At 59.2% G+C, this 19,291-nt stretch carries 9 protein-coding genes; 6 read left to right on the top strand and 3 right to left on the bottom strand.

The window, feature by feature from the left end:
• Positions 1-29: 29 nt before the first annotated feature.
• On the top strand, positions 30-689 hold the full coding sequence (locus PV407_RS02175; protein WP_332088222.1) for a DNA-3-methyladenine glycosylase family protein: 660 nt from the start codon (positions 30-32) through the stop codon (positions 687-689).
• Between the two features lie 395 nt (positions 690-1,084).
• Here the strand turns inward: PV407_RS02175 and PV407_RS02170 are convergent, their stop codons facing one another.
• Positions 1,085-1,348, bottom strand: a complete 264-nt coding sequence (locus PV407_RS02170) for a hypothetical protein (protein WP_332088221.1) — start codon at positions 1,346-1,348, stop codon at positions 1,085-1,087.
• Positions 1,349-2,016: 668 nt separating this feature from the next.
• Here PV407_RS02170 and PV407_RS02165 point away from each other — a divergent pair.
• The gene (locus tag PV407_RS02165; protein ID WP_332088220.1) at positions 2,017-8,115 is read left to right on the top strand and encodes an OmpL47-type beta-barrel domain-containing protein; all 6,099 of its coding nucleotides are present in this window, start codon (positions 2,017-2,019) and stop codon (positions 8,113-8,115) included.
• 487 nt (positions 8,116-8,602) lie between these two features.
• On the opposite strand, the gene PV407_RS02160 is transcribed toward PV407_RS02165, so the two are convergent.
• A complete protein-coding gene (locus PV407_RS02160) occupies positions 8,603-9,928 on the bottom strand; it encodes an extracellular solute-binding protein (protein ID WP_332088219.1) in 1,326 nt (441 codons plus the stop codon).
• A gap of 723 nt (positions 9,929-10,651) precedes the next feature.
• On the opposite strand from PV407_RS02160, the gene PV407_RS02155 reads away from it, so the two are divergent.
• The 3 genes from PV407_RS02155 to PV407_RS02145 all read left to right on the top strand — a co-directional run bounded on the left by PV407_RS02155 (position 10,652) and on the right by PV407_RS02145 (position 16,337).
• Positions 10,652-13,687, top strand: a complete 3,036-nt coding sequence (locus tag PV407_RS02155; RefSeq protein ID WP_332088218.1) for a heparinase II/III domain-containing protein — start codon at positions 10,652-10,654, stop codon at positions 13,685-13,687.
• A gap of 163 nt (positions 13,688-13,850) precedes the next feature.
• Positions 13,851-14,615 carry a MerR family transcriptional regulator gene (locus PV407_RS02150; RefSeq protein WP_332088217.1) on the top strand — a complete coding sequence of 255 codons (765 nt, stop codon included), beginning with the start codon at positions 13,851-13,853 and terminating at the stop codon, positions 14,613-14,615.
• A 393-nt stretch (positions 14,616-15,008) separates the two neighbouring features.
• Entirely contained in the window at positions 15,009-16,337 is a 1,329-nt protein-coding gene (locus tag PV407_RS02145; RefSeq protein ID WP_332088216.1) for an ABC transporter substrate-binding protein, read from the top strand.
• Between the two features lie 63 nt (positions 16,338-16,400).
• Here PV407_RS02145 and PV407_RS02140 read toward each other — a convergent pair whose 3' ends face one another.
• Positions 16,401-17,300: an AraC family transcriptional regulator gene (locus PV407_RS02140; protein ID WP_332088215.1), complete on the bottom strand. Its 900-nt coding sequence runs from the start codon at positions 17,298-17,300 to the stop codon at positions 16,401-16,403.
• 300 nt (positions 17,301-17,600) lie between these two features.
• Between PV407_RS02140 and PV407_RS02135 the strand changes: the two genes are divergently transcribed.
• Positions 17,601-18,917, top strand: coding sequence for an ABC transporter substrate-binding protein (locus PV407_RS02135; RefSeq protein WP_332088214.1), 1,317 nt, complete (start codon positions 17,601-17,603; stop codon positions 18,915-18,917).
• Positions 18,918-19,291 lie beyond the last annotated feature (374 nt).

The following is a 19,291-nucleotide window of genomic DNA, read 5'->3' as shown; positions in this document are numbered from 1 at the left end:
ATGGATGACGAAATGAGGCGGAGGTGCGCATGGAGCTTTTATACGAGCTGGGCCCGGCGGAGCCGCGCGTCCGCCGGTTAGGCGAAGCTGATCCGCAGCTGGCGCGGCTTGCGAGGCTGATCGGTCCGCTGACTGTTTCGAAGCCGGACAACGCGTTCGCATTTTTGGCCAAGTCGCTGATCGGGCAGCAGCTTTCCGTCAAGGCGGCCGCCACGATTTGCGGCAGGGTCGGGCAGCTGTGCGGCGAGCTGGCGCCGGAGGCGATTTTGGCCGTTTCCGATGAGGCGCTGCGCGGGGCCGGCGTGTCGGCACCGAAAATCCGGTACATGAAAGGGCTCGCGCGGCACGTGCTGGACGACGGACTCGATTTCGCCCGTTTGGCCGGGCTCGACGACGAAGAAGTGGTCGGCGTTTTGACGAAGGTGACGGGCATCGGCCGGTGGACGGCGGAAATGTTTTTGATCTTTTCGCTCGGGCGCGAGGACGTGCTGTCGCTCGGCGACGCCGGACTGCGCCGGGCCGCGTCCTGGCTGTACGCGGAGGAGAGAGAGCCGCAGGGCGGATCGCCGGCGCTGGAGCGGCGAAGCGAGCGGTGGAGGCCGTACCGCACGATCGCGTCGCTTTATTTGTGGGAAGCGATCAACGCGGGACACGTCGGCGCCGGACCGCTGCGTCCGCCGGACGAATGAGTCGCCGGGACTTCGGTCCCGCGCGGCTTTTCGGCGTCGATGCGGGAACGCATAGGCGATCGGACGCAACCGCTTGTCAAGCGTTGACGCGACGCGCAGCATCTTATTGTCGGCCATCGCCGCAGGTTGGTACGGGGAGCCGGCGTTTTCGACCTTTGCACTAGAATCGGTCGTGCGGCTAACGAATCCGGCAAACGTTATTGGGCCCGAATGCGGCGGTTTGAAATTGTAACGAACTCCAGTATCGTTATTGCCGGCAAATCCGGTCGTTTTCCGCTGTTTTCGGCTAGATAACGATACGAGGATTCGTTAGAAGTTCAGGCTCATCGTTTTTTCGGCCTATAAGCATACTGCGATTCGATAGAAGCGGGAGGACCTTGACCCGCCTCGAAGTGTTACGCCAACACGCGGTCGCTCCGGCGGCGCGCGTCTGAAAGCAAGGCGTCCGCCAATCGGGGAGCCGCGCCGGTCGATTCATGGCAATCGTTAGAAAAGAGGCTCGTTCCCGGCTGTGGCCGCATTGCCTGCGTCGGCTTCACCTGCGTCGGCATTGCCTGAGTGGGCATCGCCTGCGTCGGCATTGCCTGCGACGGCATCGCCTGCGCCTGACGGACGGCAGCCGATTTGCCTTCCATCGGATACGCGTCCGGCCATTCCATCTCATGTTCGGCTCCGGAATAAAACTGGAATTTCTCCCGCTATCTCGTCGCCGTATGAGCGCCGGTTCGCATGAACGGGAAAAGCTCCCGGAAAACCGGCAGCGCACAGCCAAATAGCGCGACTCGCGCGAGATTAGCGGGACGTTTTCCTGCAAATGCGGCCGGCTAAACGGGAATCGGCAAAATCAGCGGGAGGTTTTACCGGTAGCATGACTGTCCTTATGCCTAAAGTCATTGCAGCCCGGCACCGGAAAGAGCGTTTGCGAAGTCGGCAACCGCGTACTTGCGGCAGTTGACGGCATGCAGCCTCAAGGGTAGGAGCTAAAGCGTCTTTCCCGGGACGCTTTGTATTTATGGACAAATTAAAGCGCTTTCAACATTCGGCAAATTCTGGCAAAATGGGGGTATCCGTCCCCCTGTGCCGCTCCGCCAATACCCGCACATCCGCTCTGCCGTTTCCGCATCCGCGGGGATCGGACAAGCCCGCATCCAGAGCCGCACCAAACCATTTACCGGTAAAGGAGGAGATCGATAAGGAATTCGTTCGGAAGCTTGCTTGCGTCACGTTCGGAAGGAGAAGGCGCATCGGATAACGAGAGCGAAGTCGGACACGAGAGCGAACGATGCGGCAGAGAAGCCGTCGCCCATAATGAAAGGGGATGGATGGCATGATGGTTCGAATGGTGTCAGGCCGAGCGGGGCGATTCGTCGCGCTTCTGACGACGCTGCTGCTGCTGTTCGGCGCGATGCCGGGCTTTACGCTCGCGGCCGCGCAAGAGGAGATCGCAACCGAGACGGCGGAAGCCGTACCGACCGCGGAGGCCGAACCGATGGCGGAGGCCGAGCCGATGGCGGAGGCCGAGCCGATGGCGGAAACGGCGGCGCTGCTGCTGGCCGGCGATGCGGAATTGCCGAACGGCGGGTTCGAGGACGTTTCCGGCGGACGGCCGAACGGTTGGTCTTACGTCAGCGGCGGCGTCGCGTCCACCGCGGAGCAAACGCACGGCGGAGCGAGCAGCGTCAAGCTGACCGACGCAAGCGCCACGTCGTCGACGGCGATGCGCAGCGCGAGGCTGCCGGTTACCGCCGGTCAGACGTACGGCGCGTCCGTTTACTCGTACAACGTGCAGGGCGTCTCCGAGCTGTATTTGGAATTTTGGGACGCGAGCAACAATTACACGAAAATTTATACGGGCCGGAACTCGACGACGGGCGGATGGAGCAAAATAACGGTGACCGGCCAGGCGCCGGAAGGGACCGTCGCCGCCAGCCTGCGCCTTTATTTGCACGTCGCCAATGTCGGCACCGCCTACTTCGACGACGCCGCTTTCGAACGCGTGCTGACCGGACCGCAGCCGGCGCTGCTGAACGGCGGCTTGGAGGAGCTCGCAAACGGCGCCCCGAAATATTGGAGCCTGGCGCCGACGGCGCAATCGTCCGCGGAGCGGGCCCATTCCGGCGCGTACAGCGTCAAGGTGAACGATCCGAGCAGTACGGCGGGCGTAACGGTGCGAAGCCATCAAATCGCCGTAACGCCGGGACAAAAATACGAATCGACGGTTCGGTCGTACAATGTGCAGGGCGTCTCACAGCTGTATGTGGAATTTTGGGACGCGGGCGGCAATTATACGACGATTTTGACCGGCACGAACAACACGCTGAACGGATGGAAGCAAATCAACGTCACGGGCGTCGCTCCCGACAAATCGGCTTACGCGACGGTACGGTTTTACTTGCACAGCGCCAATGTCGGCACCGCCTATTTCGACGATGCGACGTTCCGCGCCGCTCCTCCGGACGCGACGACGAACTTGAACAACGGCAGCTTCGAGCTCGCGGATGCGGCCGGCAAGCCGGCGAACTGGAGCGTGACGGGAGGAACGGTCGAGCGGACCGCCGGCAACGCGTACGACGGGACGAAAAGCGTGGTTTTGACGCCGCCTGCCGGTAACGCCGCGTCCGGATTGACCAGCTTTCCGGTCCAAGCGGCGCCAGGCGATCGATATGAGGCGACCGTCATGACGCAGACGTACTCGCCGCAATCGGCTTCGGCGCTATACCTGGAATTCCGGGACGATGACGGGGCGCTGCTGACTTCGATCCCCGCGCAGGATAGCGCAACCGGGGAATGGAAGAAGCTGACGGTCGCCGGGGAAGCTCCGGCCGGAGCGGTTATGGCGACCGTCCGAATCGCCGCAGCGAGCGGCGCGGCCTATTTCGACGACGTCCGGTTCCGGCGCGCGAATACGGCGACCGGCAGCAAGTCGCGTACGACGTACTATACGCCGGCCAAAGTCGACGCCGCCAGACAAAACGTGCAGCAGTACGGCTGGGCGAAAAGCTTGAAGGACGGAGCCGTCGTCCGTGCGGACAACTATTTGGCGAAAGCTCTCGACGAGCTGTGGAGCATCGTGCCCGGACCGAACCTGCCGCGGAGCTACGGCGTCAACCAGACGCTCGGCAGCCCGATTACCGGCAGGGAGATCGACAAGTACGGCAACTATCCGTATCAAGCGGATCCGCTGAACGATCCGTGGAAAATCGTCGATCCGAGCAGCGGCTACAAATTTCCGACGAACGATTTCGGCGCGTATTACCGGAGCGGGCTCGACGAGCACGGCATTTTTCAGCCGCAGCTGGCGGACCGAAGCTTGCTCGTCAATACGCTGTATCCGGAAAAAGGGCCGACGTGGGGCGTCGACGACGGCTTCGGCTGGGTCAACGAAAAAGGCGAAAGGTATACGTTTATCGCGTATTATACGCATTGGTTCGCCTGGTATGGTACAGGTATGATTCAGGATGCGCTTACGGCGTTCCGCGACGCCTACTTGTACACCGGCGACGTCAAATACGCCAGAGCCGGGACGGTGCTGCTCGACCGGGTCGCCGACGTGTATCCGGACATGGATACGATGATGCACGACAGGACGATTTATTTGAACTCGCACGGCGGCACCGGTCTCGGCAAGGCTGTCGGCTCGATTTGGGAAACGTCGCTCGTCAAAGTTTTCATCTCGGCGTACGACGCCTTTTTCCCGGCGATGGACGACCCGCAGCTGACGCAATTTTTGAACGCCAAGTCCGAGCAGTACCGTCTGGCGAACGATAAAAGCGCCGCGGGCGGCATTCGCCGCAACATCGAGGACCGCATCATCCGGCAAGTGTTCCCGGCCGTGCAGGCGGCCCGAATCCGCGGCAACGACGGCATGCACCAAAGCGCGCTGGCGATGGCCGCGGTCGTGTACGACACGCTGCCCGAGACGAAGCAGTGGCTCGACTTCACGTTCCAGACGGGCGGCAATACGTCGAATCCGCCGGGCGTGAGCGGAGGGAACATTCTCAATTCGCTCGTCTCCCAGGTCGACCGCGACGGCCACGGCAACGAGGCGTCTCCGGGCTACAACGCCCTCTGGCTGTCCGCACACCAGCTGACGGCGGACATTTTGGAAGGGTACGACCTGTATCCGGGTGCGGATTTGTACGACAACGTCAAGTTCCGCAAAATGTTTTCCGCCTTTTATCCGCTTATTTTGAGCGAGAAGTATTTGGCGAATATCGGCGATACGGGCTCGACGGGCAATCCCGGCATCTCGACGGTCAGGCTGGCCGACATGGTGAAGGCGTTCGACAAGTTCGGCGATCCGATCTATGCGCAGCTCGCCTATTTTCTGAACAACAACCGCGCGGACGGCATTCACCTGGACGTATTCCGCTCGAATCCGAACGAGATCGCGGAGCGGATCCGCAGCGTCATCGCCGAGCGCGGGCCGCTGCAGATGGAAAGCGATCACAAGACGGGGTACGGCTTCGCGGCGCTGCGCGACGGCAAAAACGAATTTTTCAGCTTCGGGCTGTCGTACGCGTTTCCGGCAATGGATATCGCTTACCAAAACACGGAGGTCAAGCTGTTCGAGGCGTCGGGCACGATGCAGCTCGAGGCGAACGCTCCCGGAGCGATCGTGACGTACAGCTTCCAGGTGCCGAAGACGGACGATTACGAGCTCGACCTGCTCCCGTTCAAGGCGCCCTCGTACGGCATATACCGGATTTCCGTCGACGGGCAGCCGATCAAGGAGATGGATTTTTACGGCTCCAATTCGAACGCATTCGAGGTGCTCGGCCGGATGACGCTGACGGCGGGGACGCATCAGATCAGCTTCGAGGGCGTCGGCAAGCATCCGTCGTCGACCAATTACAAAATGGGCGTGCGACTTTTGAACCTGCTCGACGCGCAGGCGCGCGAGGCGAGGGACAACGCCGGCCCGCAAGGAAATACGCTGCGCGATTTCTGGATGTACTACGGACGCAATACCGGACACGGGCATCGCGATACGCTCAATCTCGGTTTGCACGCCTTCGGGCTCGATTTGTCCCCGGATCTCGGGTATCCGGAATTCGCCGACAGCGTCGACATGCATCGCGCCCAATGGGTGATCAATACGATCAGCCACAATACCGTCGTCGTCGACAAAAGGAAGCAGTCGGGCCAGTGGGTGGCGAATCCGAAACATTTCGACGGCGGCGGCATGGTGCAGCTCATCGACGTCGAAGCGCCGAACGTCTACCCGCAGACGGAGCTGTACAAGCGGACGACCGCGATGATTCAAATCGACGCGGCGAATTCGTACGCGGTCGACTTTTTCCGGGTGAAGGGCGGCAGCGACCATCATTTCAGCTTCCACGGCGCGGAAGGAACGGCGACGGCGGAAGGGCTCGACCTCGTCGTGCAGCCGACGGGAACGTATGCGGGCGAGGACGTCGAATACGGCGAGCGGGTGGACGACGTCGCAGGCCCGGGCTACATGGGCAGCGGCTTCCATTATCTCAAAAACGTGTCGCGCGACGCGAATCCGCCCGAACAGTTCAGCATCGACTGGAAGGTCGTCGACACGTGGAAAGCGCTGCCGGCGCCGGCCGATATCCACCTCCGGCTGACAATGCTCGGACCGGTCGACGACGTGGCGCTCGCTGACGGCGTGCCGCCGCAAAATAAACCGGGCAATCCGAAGTCGCTGCGCTATTTCGTCGCCCACCGCAGCGGAACGAATCTGGACAGCTTGTTCACGTCGGTGCTGGAGCCGTACAAGGACAGCCGGACGATCGCGTCGATCGAGCCGCTGGCCGTGAAAACGGGCGGAACGACCGTCGGCGGAAAAGAGGCGAGGGCGGTCAAAGTGACGCTGGCGAACGGCCGGGTCGACTATATCGTGAACGCGCTGGATCCGCAAATCGTCTATACGGTCGGCGACAAGCTGCAGTTTAAAGGATTTATGGGCGTTTACTCGGAAAAAGACGGGGAAGAAGCGTACCGGTACGTGCACGACGGTTCGTATATCGCGCCGGTCGGCGAACCGGTAACGGAATCCGCCGGAGCTTTGCAAGGTACGGTCGCGAGCTTCACGAACGAACCCTCCGTCAGCAACGAAATCACGGTCAACATGAACATGGCCGGCGCGAACGCCCAAGACTTGGTCGGCGGCACGATCTACGTGGCGAACGACGGCGTGCGCAACGCGGCTTACCGGATCGAAGGCGTCGACGATTTGGGCGGAGGCCGCTACAAGCTCGATATCGGCGGCAGCACGTTGATCCGCTCGTTCGTCGACCCGTACGATTTCAGCGAAGGATACGTGTACGACATTGCGGCGGGAGCCTCCTTCCGCATCCCGCTGACGCGCGAGACGTTTCCGCTGAGGACGGCGGCGACCGTATCCGGCGAGCAGCGGGAAGGCTGGTATACGGGAGACGCGACCGTTACGCTGCATGTGTACGGCAATTCGGCTCAAGTCAGCTCCACGGACTACAGCCTGGACGGAGGAGTGAGCTGGAACCGGTATGCCGGCCCGTTCGTCCTCGGCGACAGCGGAACGCACGTCGTCAAGTTCCGCTCGACCGACCGCAGCGGCCGTCACGAACCGGAACAGTCGACGACGGTCCGCATCGACAAGCTGCCTCCGGCGACGCAGCCGCAGGTGAGCGCCGTGCAGGGGGAAGCCGGCTGGTACCGGTCGCCGGCGACGGTGACGCTGAACGTATACGATGCGCATTCCGGCGTCGCGCGGACGGACGTCGCGCTTACGGTGCTAGCGAGCGCGTACGGCCTTCAAAGCTTCGATTTCGCTCCGTATACGGAACCGATTACGCTGGATGAAGGCAAATTCCGCCTCCGGTTCCGTTCCGTCGACGCGGCGGGCAATTCGGAGCCCGTTCAGGCCGTCGAGCTGAACGTGGACCGGACGGCTCCGGCGGTCGAGCTTCTCGTGAACGGCTCGCCGGCGTCGGCTGTAACGACCGTGGAAGACAGCGAGACGACCGTGCTGGCGCTGCAAGCGTCAGACTCGCTGTCGGGGGTGACGGAAAAAACCGTAACCGTTAACGGAGCGGTCTATGCGGAGGGAACGGCCGTTTCATGGGCCGGAAAGCCGGGCGACCATACGGTGAAGGCGATGGCTCGCGACCAAGCGGGCAACGCGGTCGAACGGTCGTACACGATACGCGTCACGACGAGCCCGGCATCCGTCCTGACGCTGCTCGCCGGCTTCTCGCAATCGAATGCGTTCGACCGTGCGCTGGAAGCGAAGCTGACGAATGCGATGCGGCAGGCGGAGCATCACCGGAGCGCGGGAAGAGGGGAGCAGGCGCTCCATTTTCTGGACAAATTTGTGCAGCAGCTGAACGAACCGGGGAGCGACATCGCGCCTTCCGCCAAACGAGTGCTGGAAGCCGACGCCCTGGAGCTGCGGCGAATGTGGAGCCCGGGCGGCTGACGATCGGCCGAACGGAGACCGTTATCCCGAAAAAGCAAGGCGAACAGCCCGTGCCTCGGCACGGGCTGTTTTTCTCCGGCAATTGGGCGGATCCGGAGGGATGGCTTACGAATCGTACAATGCTTATCGGCGGGAAACCGATCGTGTTTTCAGTCTAACGAATCGGGGCATCGTTATCGGGCCGAAAGTGGAAGGAACCGATCCGATTTGCCGGAAATAGCGATAGCTGAGTTCGTTGCAACTTCGAACCTTCCGCTTTCGGCTCCGATGACGATTGGCGGGTTCGTTACGGTTTTGGAGCATGAAGCGGAATGATTTTATTCGTTTCCACGTCCGCCGTATTCTTATCCTGCCGGGCCGCTGCAATCCCGATGCCCGCTTCGCTTCCGTGCCGGCATGCGAAAAGAGTATGTTTGCGCGTGAAAAGGACCGCCGGAACGTTTTCTCCGGCGGCTTTTCTTAAAGCGATCGTTCCCGAACGGCGCGGTTACTTTTTCGCCGTCGCTCTCGCTTCCTCGATTTTTTTGTTCGTCGCCTCGGCGGCTTCGCGCAGCGCGGTGTTGATGTCGACGCCTTTCGTCGCGATATTCGTCAGCGCGGCGTTCAGCTGGCCGGACGCGATAATTTGGTACTCGGTAATGTTGGACATTTTCGCGTGCTTCGGGAACAGGGCGGTTACGTTTTGCCCGGTGTATTTCGGAAGATCTTTGCCGTACTCCGCATACATTTTCGGATTGTTCAGCGCCGTCGCCAGCCCTCTGGCGTTAAGCGAAGCCTGGAATTCGTCCGAAATGATGAATTTCATCACCTCGAAGGCGGCGTCGCGATTTTTGCTGATCGAGCTCATATACCAATAGTTCGGGAATACTTGCGGACCGACGCCGCGAATGTCCGGGAAATCCGGGATGCGCACGACGCCCCAGTTTTTGACGGCTTCGCCCGGGGTAAACCCGCAGCAGCCCGTATAGTTGGTCGCCATCGCCACGGTGCCCTTCGTGTTGAAGTTCGCGACCGTCGCCTGGGCGACGTCGACGCCGGGGATCGTCATAAATTTCGTAAGCGTTTGCACGATTTTTTTCCAGCCGTCGGTTTCGAAGCTGGCCTTGAACGTTTTCGGATCGACCAGATCGAGCGAATATTGATTGACTTGCAGGTAGCTGTTATTGTCGTTGGCGAACCCGTAATATTGGGTGTCCCCGTCCTTGCGCGTCAGCTTGACGGCCAGATCGTACACCTCGTCCCAGGTGATTCCGTCCTTCGGATACGGAACGGCGAACTTGTCGAACAAATCTTTGTTGTAATACAGGCCGGACGTTCCGACGAAGGCGGGCAGCCCGTAAATGCCGCCGTTCGCGAGTTGTCGTTGCAGCTCGACGACGGTCGGCTCGATCCGGTTCAGGTCGAATTTGTCGCGCTTGATCAAATCGGAAATGTCGCTCTGCAAATTCAGGTTAAGCAGTTGGGAGTGGAAGGCGGTATACGCCCCGAACGCGATGTCGAGCGGACCTTTGCTGCCGATGTAGTCGGTAATGCTCGATTCGGAAGGGAAATGCACCTTGAACTTGATGTGGGGGAATTTCGGATACAAATATTTGCCGTACGTGTTGTCGAACCAATCCATATTTTGCCCGCTCAAGCTGTACAGGTGCAGCTCGATCGGCTCCTGCGCTTTTTGCGGATCCGGCTTCGCACCTTCGCTTTGCTTGCCGTCTCCGTTCGTTCCGCCGCCCGCGCTTCCTCCGCAAGCCGTCGTCGCGACCGTGACGAAAGCAAGCATCAAACTCATCCATCCGACCAGACGCTTTTTGCTCATGGCATGTCCTCCATCCATCGTTTTCAAATTAGCGGCAAAACCGCTTTGTGCGCAAACCTTTCATCTACCTGCATTCGAATGCATCGTCCTTCGGCAGACCGTCTACCCCCTCGGTCAAACGAAAACATCGTCGGAACGCGTTCCGAACCTGCAATATGGAAGCGCTGCCTATAAAGCGTTTACATTTTGCTCGCGCATGCAAGCGCAGGCTGACGTCACCCCCGATCGTTGCTGACGGTATGACACCGCTAAGTCCGCGGCTCCCGGCGCCAACGACGACGGAACCGCAGCGGTGATGCTGACCTTATTATATTGATTTGACAAACTTTTACAAGGTATTTACCTGTATATGCTCTGACTAAAACATGTCTATAATTCATAAGCCGTATGTAACCTGTATTTTAATTATATGCGAAAAAAAGATTGCATTCCATCGTTTCTTTCACTATAAAAGAAATAACGGGTATGGTACAAATTACCGAATTGCAGCAGCGTGCGACGCGGAGGACAGAGCGCGTCCATATCCGAATCGTTCGATCGGCGTCCGGCCTGCCGAAGCGGGAGCCGAAACGCCGAATCCTATATCCGAAGTCCGCAAGCCGCGGGCGAAAAGGAGGTGACGGTCCGCGAACGAAAGGCGAAGCGATCGCCGAATGCCAACAAGTCGGCCAGCCGCCGGCACCCCGACGATCGCGAGCGCCGTTTCGCTGGACCGAATGCACGATGAACCGAAAGACGAGAGCGACGTATTACAGGGCGGACAAAGTCGCGGCGGCCCGGCACAATGCGCAAACGTACGCATGGGCCGTTCGGCTGCGCGAAGAGGCCGAGGCGAAAGCCGGACGATACTTGACGGCCGGCTTGGACGCGCTGTGGGAAGCGGTTCCGGCGCAAACGCTGCCGCGCAGCTACGGCGTCAATCAACAGCTCGGCAGCCCGGTAACGGGGAAGGAGATCGACCGTTTCGGCAATTATCCGTACAAAGGGGATGCGCTCCGGGAGCCGTGGAAAATCGTCGACCCGAGCAGCGGGTATACGTTTCCGACGAACGAATTCGGAGCCTATTACAAGAGCGGCCTGGACGCACGGGGCGTCTTTCGCCCGGAGCTGGCCGACCGCAGCCTGCTCGTCAATACGCTGTATCCGGAGAGGGGCGCTTCGTGGGGCGTCGACGACGGCTTCGGCTGGGTAAACGAAAACGGCGAAGTATACACGTTCGTCGCCTATTATTTGCACTGGTTCGTCTGGTACGGCGCCGGCGGACTGGTCGAAGACGCGCTGCGCTCGTTTCGCGACGCGTATTTGTACACCGGAGACATGAAGTACGCGCTGCCGGGAATCGTGCTGCTGGACCGCGTGGCCGACTTGTATCCGGATATGGACATTTCCGCGTACGACCGCAATCGATTTCTGAACTCCGACGGCCGGAAAAATACGGGCAAAGTGGTCGGATCGATTTGGGAGACGTCTTTGGTCAAAGTTTTCGTCAGCGCCTTCGACGCTTTCTTTCCCGCGATGGACGATCCGGCGGTCGTCGAGTACTTGTCGGGCCGGGCGCGGAAGCACGGGCTGTCCAATCCGAAAAGCTCGGGCGCGCACATCCGGTGCAATGTGGAGGAAGGCATCGTCCGGCAAATTTACCCCGCCGTCCGGGCGGCGCAAATATGCGGCAACGACGGCATGCACCAAAGCGCGCTGGCGATGGCCGCCGTCGTTTACGACTCGCTGCCGGAGACGAAGCAGTGGCTCGACTTCGTGTTTCAAACCGGCGGCTTGGCCGCGAACCCGTACCGCGTAACAGGGGGCAACGTGCTCAATTCGCTCGTTTCCCAGGTCGATCGCGACGGTCACGGCAACGAAGCGTCCCCGGGCTATAACAGCTTGTGGCTGGCGAATCACCGGCTGACCGCGGATATTTTGGACGGCTACGACTTGTATCCGGACGCGGATTTGTATGCGAATCCCAAGTTTCGCAAAATGTTTGCGGCCTACTATCCGCTGCTTCTCAGCGAGTCTTACACGGTCAACGTCGGCGATACGGCGGCGGCCGGCAATCCGTACGTTCAGGTCAAGCTGGAGGATATGGTAAAAGCGTTCGACAAGTTCGGGGACCCGATTTACGCCCAGGTTGCGTTTTTTTTGAACGGCAACCGGACGGACGGCCTTCATCTCGACATCTTCTCGCACGAGCCGCAGCGGATCGCCGACCGGATCGGCGGCATCGTCGCCGAGCGGGGGCCGCTCCGTCTGGAAAGCGTCAACCTGAGCGGATACGGCTTCGCCGCGCTGCGCGACGGGCGTTCGTCCGATCGCACGCTGCGCGACTTCTGGATGTATTACGGCCGCAATACCGGCCACGGCCACCGGGATACGCTGAACGTCGGACTGCACGCCTTCGGGCTCGATTTATCGCCGGATCTCGGGTACCCGGAGTACGCGGACGTGTTCGACATGCATCGGGCGCAATGGGTCGTCAATACGATCAGCCATAATACGGTCGTGGTGGACCGGCGCAAGCAGGAAGCCCAATGGGTAGCCGAACCGCGGCATTTCGACGGCGGCGGCTTCGTCCAGCTGATCGATGTCGAGGCGCCGAAGGCGTACCCGCAGACGTCGCTGTACCGTCGAACGACGGCGATGATTCGGGCGGACGGGACGAATTCGTACGCGGTCGATTTGTTCCGTGTGAAGGGCGGAACCGAGCATCATTTCAGCTTCCACGGTGCGGAAGGCGAAGTCGAGACGGAAGGGCTCGAGCTTGTCCCGCAGGAGACGGGCACTTATGCCGGCGCGGACGTGGCGTATGCGCAGCGTACGGACGACAAGGACGGTCCGGGCTATGCCGGCAGCGGCTTTCATTATTTGCGGAACGTCGCGCGGGCCGTGAATCCGGAAAACAGTTTCAGCGCCGATTGGAACGTGAAGGATACGTGGAACGTGTACGGGCGGGGAGCCGGAGCGGAAACGGACGTGCACGTGAGGCTGACGATGCTCGGCCGAATGAACGAAGTCGCCCTCGCGGACGGCGTGCCGCCGCAAAACAAGCCGGGCAACCCGAAGACGCTTCGCTACCTGATCGCGCATCGCCGCGGAACGGATTTGGACAGCTTGTTCGCCTCGGTCATCGAGCCGTACAAAGGCAGCCGGTTTATCGCAAGCATCGAATCGGTCGACATCCGGTCCGGCGATGCGCTCGTGACGGGCAACGAAGCGACGGCGATCAAGGTGACGCTCGTCGACGGGCGAACGGACTATATCGTCCATGCGCTCGATCCGGACATCGTGTATACGGTCGGCGACAAGCTGCAGTTTCGCGGGTTTTTCGGCGTTTACTCGGAGCGGGACGGGAAGCGCTCGTCCGTCTACGTGCACGACGGCGCGCTGCTGGCTCCGATCGGCTCGCCGGAAGCGGAACGGGCTGCCGCTTCGGCCTCGGGAGCGGTAACCGGGACGATCGCGGACTTTACCCGGACGTTGTCGGCGCGCAACGAGCTGGTCGTCGAGCCGGACGCCGGCAGCGTCGACCCGGCGGATTGGACGGGCAAAACCGTCTTCGTAGAAGGCGACGGCGTCCGAAACGCCGCTTACCCGATCCGGGCCGTCGAACCGTTAGCCGGCGGCAGGTATCGGTTGGATATCGGCGATTTGACGCTTGTTCGCGGCTTTGCCGACGACACCGATTTCGCCAAAGGATACCGCTACGATATCGCCGAAGGGGCGAAATTCCGCATTCCGTTAACGTTAGTTTTCTCTTCGTGAAACGTTCTCATCCATTGCCGGCCCTCGCGTTTCGAGCGCGGGGGCTTTTTCGGCTTCGCCCGGAACAACGTCGTTCGAATCGTTTTTGGCGTCATGCGCAAAAATAACGGTTGACATTAACGTTACGTAAATGTGTACCATGAACTTGTCGGGAGGTGAGCAGATGGAATACACCGTACAGAAGCTGGGTCGGATGGCGGGGGTGAGCACGAGAACGCTCCGGTATTACGACGAGATCGGAATTCTGAAGCCGGCCAGAATCAATTCGTCGGGATACCGAATATACGGTCAGCCGGAAGTCGACAGGCTGCAGCAAATTTTGTTTTACCGCGAGCTCGGCGTAAGCCTGGACAGCATCAGGCAACTCGTGACCGCCCCTTCCTTCGACGGCGCCCGCGCGCTGCGGGAGCATCGCGAGAAGCTTCTCGACAAACGAAAGCAGCTCGACGCGTTAATCGCCAACGTGGAAAAAACGATCGCGGCGACGGAAGGGAGAACGACAATGACCGATAAAGAAAAATTCGAAGGCTTCAAGCAAAAGCTGATCGACGATAACGAAAGCAAATACGGGAAAGAAATTCGCGAGAAGTACGGCGACGACGTCGTCGACAGGTCGAACGCCAAGCTGAAAAACATGACGCAGGAGGAGCACGAACGGCTGACGCGGCTCGCGGACGAAGTGATCGCGACGCTGACCGAGGCTTGCAAAACCGGCGATCCCGCCGGAGAGCTCGCGCAAAAAGCCGCGGACCTGCACAAGCAGTGGCTGACGTTCTATTGGAGCGAATACAGCAAAGAAGCGCACGCGGGACTCGCCCAAATGTACGTGGACGACGATCGCTTCAAAGCGTACTACGACCGGCATCGGCCCGGAGCGGCCGAGTTTTTGCGGGACGCGATCCTCATCTATACCGGCATCGACAAATAACAGCGTTTGAGAGGAAGCGCGCCGAAACGACCGGCGCGCTTTTTTCGTGCGCCGCCTCGACGTCCGGACGGGGATTGCGCTCGATTCGTTCCCGTATCCGGAAGTTCAATCGGCCGCATCGCGGGAGTCGGTAAAATAGGTAGAGACGATTCCGAACGGGTCGTCTTTTTTTTGCTCCGATTCGGCAGGTGCAATCGACGGCGTGCGTTATCCCGCCGCGGTTTTCCGCGCTCCGCGCCGCGAACGAATGGACCAATTATTCGAACGAAAAGACAAATTTCAAGACAAAAAAAACGATTGTTTGCACAAAGCATTTTAAACCGGTTCCAGTTATGATAACGACGAAAGCGATTACGGCTTACGCATTATCAATACGACAAGGGGGAAGTGCAAATGGCAATGAAACAAGCATCGGCATCGATTATGGCGGCGGCGCTGCTCGCCTCGGTTTTGGCGGGCTGCGGCTCGAAAGCGGGGGGAAACGAAGGCGGCGAACAGCAGGGCGCCCAGACGCCCAAGCCTGGCGAGCCGGTCGAAATCGTCTTTTACTCCACGAACGGGGACCCGGCGGAAAGCTTCGATTACCGGTTCGGCAACTCGATCCGCAAAAAATTTCCGAATTACACGATCAAATACATTCAGAATACGAAAGGCAATTCGATGTCGGAGCTGCTGACGGCCGGCACGAAATTCGACATTTTCTTCATTTCGACCGGCAACTACGAGTCCGTCATGTTCGACAACGGTCTCGAAATCGATATGGACGAGCTGGTCAAAAAGCAGAAGGTCGATCTGAGCAAGCTGGAGCCGACCGTCGTCGAAGGAATCCGGCAGTCGTCCGGCGGCAAGCTGACCGGCATCCCCGTACACACGAACAATATGGTGCTGTACTATAACAAAACGCTGTTCGACAAATTCGGCGTCGCTTATCCGAAGGACGGCATGACGTGGGACCAGGCGCTCGAGTTATCCAAGAAGCTGACGCGCAACGAAGGCGGCACGCAGTACGTCGGCTTTACGACTTCGCCGAACCATATTATCCGGATGAATCAATTTTCGATTCCGAACGTCGATTTGAAGGCGCAAACGCCGACGATCAACGCGAACGAGAAGTGGAAGCAGTTTTTCCAAACGGTTTTCGTCGATCCGTATTCGGACGCCGGTTACAAGCAGCTGCTGGATAAAACGAACAAAGTGCCGGACATCAATTCGTTCCTGAAAGACCAAAACGTCGGCATGTACGCCTACTTGTCGAGTCTCGTCTACGTGCTCCCGGACGAGCTGCAGAAGCTGAACTGGGACATGGTGTCGCTGCCGACCTTCAAAGAGCAGCCGGGCGTCGGCTCGCAATCGTACCCGTTCTACTTCGGCATCACGAAGCTGAGCAAGCATCCGGAGCAGGCGATGGAAGTGCTGAACTATATGATCTCCGACGAATTCCAGATGGAGCTGTCCCGCAAAGGGATTATGCCGGTCGTCAAAAACGACGCGGTGCAAAACGCGCTCGGCCAAGATTCGCCGTTCAAGGACAAAAACTTTAAAGCGGTGTTTTACAACAAATTCGCTCCGATCCCGGCCAAGGCGCCGTACGACGCGAACATCGTGGCGAACTATTCGAAGTATGCCGACCAAGTCATCAAGCAAAAGGCGGACATCAACACGGCGTTCCGCCAGTCGGAGGAAGAAGCGCTCAAATACATCGCGGACTACAAGAAAAAGTAAATCGATGCCAGCATGGCGGCAGCCGGAACCCTACCCAGGTTTCCGGCTGTTTGCTTGCTTCGGCTACACCCGCTTGAACAAATTGCGGTTTAATATTTTCGCGTATTCCGAGGGCGAAGCCCCCGTCACTTTTTTAAAATGCTTGGAAAAGTAGTGCAGGCTGTTGTAGCCGAGCAGCTCGGCGATTTCCGTCAAATTGTAGATGTCCTCGCGAATGTACGCCTTCGCTTTTTCGATTTTGAGCTGGTTCATATATTCGATGACGCTGCTGCCGGTTTTCGACTTGAACAAAATGCTGAGCTGCGTTTTTCCGATCGAAAAGGCGCTGCATATTTGATCGAGCGTAATATCGTCGCCCAGATGCGATTCCAAATAAGCGATCACGTTGTCCGTCAAATCGGACTCCTGTTTATCGCGCGCGGCGGCGGACAGCTTCGCTTTCGACTTCGGAGCTTCCGTGCTGCGGACGAGCATGATGAGCAGGGCGGACAGCAGCATGACGAACATCTGCTCGCCTCCGAACGGCGCGTTTTTTTGCCGAACGATCCGTTTGCGCGGCGGACTGGACGTATCCGGTCCGAAGGCGTCCCCGCCTTCTTCCATCATGCGGGCGAGCAGCTCGCGTTCGCGTTCTTCCGGGTGAAACGGGCCGCCCGCCTTGAAAAAGCGCATGGCCGGCGATTCGCATTCGAACGTGACGACGAAGACGTTCGGCGCGACTTGGCCGTTGGCGCGAGTGCTGTGGAATACGTTCGGCTCGATGAACAGCAATTCCCCCTGTTCCAGCGAATGGCTTCCTTTTTCGGTCTCGACGATGAACGCGCCTTTGTCCACGTACAGCATCTCCCAGAAGTCGTGCGATTCTCCGGCGAACGCGTAGTTTTTGGCCAGCTCGAAATAGTAGCAAGTGATCAGCTTGCGGATGACGAATTCCTGTTTGATCCGAAAGCGCGGAAACCGCATGTTCGACCCATCCCCTTCCCGCGGTCAGGATGACTGCAACGTTGTATTTCCACGGAAGCGGGGCAAAATCCTTTCGGCGATCGTCCCGATGCCCGCGCAAACCGTACGGCTCGTGCGCGAGTCGTGCGCGAGTCGGGCGCGAGTCGGGCGCGAGGCGACTTGAACGATAGTGCAAAAAAAACGTACAACATCATAAGAAGAATCACAAAAAAAACGATTAAATGAATAAAGCTTTCGGAACTCCCGGCATGTATGATGATGATGAAAACGGTTACGACACAAAAAGAGAGGGGTAGTACGATGAAAGCGTTGCACGGATGCAGGATGGGCCCGATCGTCGCGATCGCGGCGGTATGCGCGCTTGCCGGCTGCGGCAATCAGGGCGGGCCGGCGAACGGCGCCGGCACGAAGGAGAAGGAAACGGCGGCCAAGCCTCCGGAGCCGGTCAAGCTTACGATGTACAACCATTTCAACAACATTTCCGACGAGCGTCTGCAGCAGTTCATCATCGAGCCGCTGAAGCAGAAGCTCCCGCACGTGACGCTCGAGGTCGTCAAGCACGACAAAGGCTCGACGATCGACGAGCTGGTCGCCGCCAAAAGCTTCACCGATTTTTACTACGGCAGCAACGTCGGCTTTCCGACGTATATGAATTTGCAGCTGCAGCAGGACATGAGCGACGTCATCAAGTCGCGCGGCCTGGACCTGAACCGGTTCGACGCGACGTATCTCGACGCGATCAAGTCGTTCGGGGAAAAGGGGGAAGTGTACGGCGTGCCGTTTTCGGCCAATATGGGCGTGCTCATTTACAACAAGGCGATTTTCGACAAGTTCGCCGTTCCGTATCCGAAGGACGGGATGACGTGGGACGAAGTGATCGATCTCGGCAAGCGTCTTACGCGCACGGACGGCGGCGTCAATTATATCGGCTTCGATCCGGGACGGGTCGCGGACGTCGCCTCCGGCTTGTCGCTGCCGTACGCCGACGCGAAGACGGTCAAAGCGTTGATCGACAACGACAGCTGGCGCAACATTTTCGGCATGTTCAAGGTGGCTTACGAAATTCCGGGCTATGTCAATCAGGGCAAATACGATTACGGCGCCAACGGATTTTTCAAGGACAAAAACGTCGCCATGCTGCCGGCTTGGGCGCTGCAGGTCGTCAACAACCGGGCGGAGCTGGCCAAAATGGAATGGGATATGGTCTCGCTGCCCAACTTCAAGGAAAACCTGGGCCGCGGCCGGTCGGTCGACATTCATCTGCTCGCCTTGTCGAACGTCGGCAAAAATCGCGAGGCGGCGGTCGAAGTGCTGAAGGTGATCACGTCCGACGAAGTGCAGAAGCTGATGAGCGAGTACGGCACGCCGAGCGTGCTGCGCAGCGACGACATCAAAAAGGTGTACGGCTCCAAGCTGCCGGAATTTCAAGGCAAAAACGTGCAGGCGCCGTTCAAGACGAAGCCGGGCCTGCCGGCGATCACGAAATACGACGGCATCGTCGGCACCTACGTGGAGGCGGCGAGAAAAGACATTGCGGCCGGAGGGACGGACGTCAACACGATCGTGCGGAAGGTTCAGGACCAAGCGAACCAGAAGCTGGCCGAGCAGCAAAAGTAAAGCGGCCGCATCGGCGCGAGGCGGGCGGCGGCAGAGGCAGAAGGCAGAAGGCAGGCGGGGCATTGCCGCTTTTATGCAAGCGGCGGCGTAAGCCGACGGAAGGAGGGAGCTCCCCGGAGGCGCTCTCTTTTTTTCGCCGGATTGGGCCTAAAATTGAAGCGAACAGCGAAATGCTGAACCGCAATACCGGAAAATGTCCTGTTATTTTTGACTCCGGACAAGACTCGGTGCGTATGAACGGGAAAAGCTCCACTAGCGTTGCATCAAAGCTCACATATAAAAAAACGATCTATAATTTACTATTTGTTCCAAATATTATACCATTTTCGTGGACAAAACCGAAAAAAATCTCCATTGTAGAGGGTGCAGGATGA

This window comes from Paenibacillus sp. GYB003 (assembly GCF_036577625.1).
GTDB lineage: Bacteria > Bacillota > Bacilli > Paenibacillales > NBRC-103111 > Paenibacillus_AB.
This window is presented reverse-complemented; position numbering and strand designations above follow the sequence as displayed.

Excerpts from the sequence above, each read along its gene's own strand:
- PV407_RS02170 (WP_332088221.1), bottom strand. The coding sequence starts at position 1,348 with ATGGAATGGCCGGACGCGTATCCGATGGAAGGCAAATCGGCTGCCGTC.
- PV407_RS02175 (WP_332088222.1), top strand. The coding sequence starts at position 30 with ATGGAGCTTTTATACGAGCTGGGCCCGGCGGAGCCGCGCGTCCGCCGG.
- PV407_RS02165 (WP_332088220.1), top strand. The coding sequence starts at position 2,017 with ATGATGGTTCGAATGGTGTCAGGCCGAGCGGGGCGATTCGTCGCGCTT.
- PV407_RS02135 (WP_332088214.1), top strand. The coding sequence starts at position 17,601 with ATGAAAGCGTTGCACGGATGCAGGATGGGCCCGATCGTCGCGATCGCG.
- PV407_RS02145 (WP_332088216.1), top strand. The coding sequence starts at position 15,009 with ATGGCAATGAAACAAGCATCGGCATCGATTATGGCGGCGGCGCTGCTC.
- PV407_RS02150 (WP_332088217.1), top strand. The coding sequence starts at position 13,851 with ATGGAATACACCGTACAGAAGCTGGGTCGGATGGCGGGGGTGAGCACG.
- PV407_RS02140 (WP_332088215.1), bottom strand. The coding sequence starts at position 17,300 with ATGCGGTTTCCGCGCTTTCGGATCAAACAGGAATTCGTCATCCGCAAG.
- PV407_RS02160 (WP_332088219.1), bottom strand. The coding sequence starts at position 9,928 with ATGAGCAAAAAGCGTCTGGTCGGATGGATGAGTTTGATGCTTGCTTTC.
- PV407_RS02155 (WP_332088218.1), top strand. The coding sequence starts at position 10,652 with ATGAACCGAAAGACGAGAGCGACGTATTACAGGGCGGACAAAGTCGCG.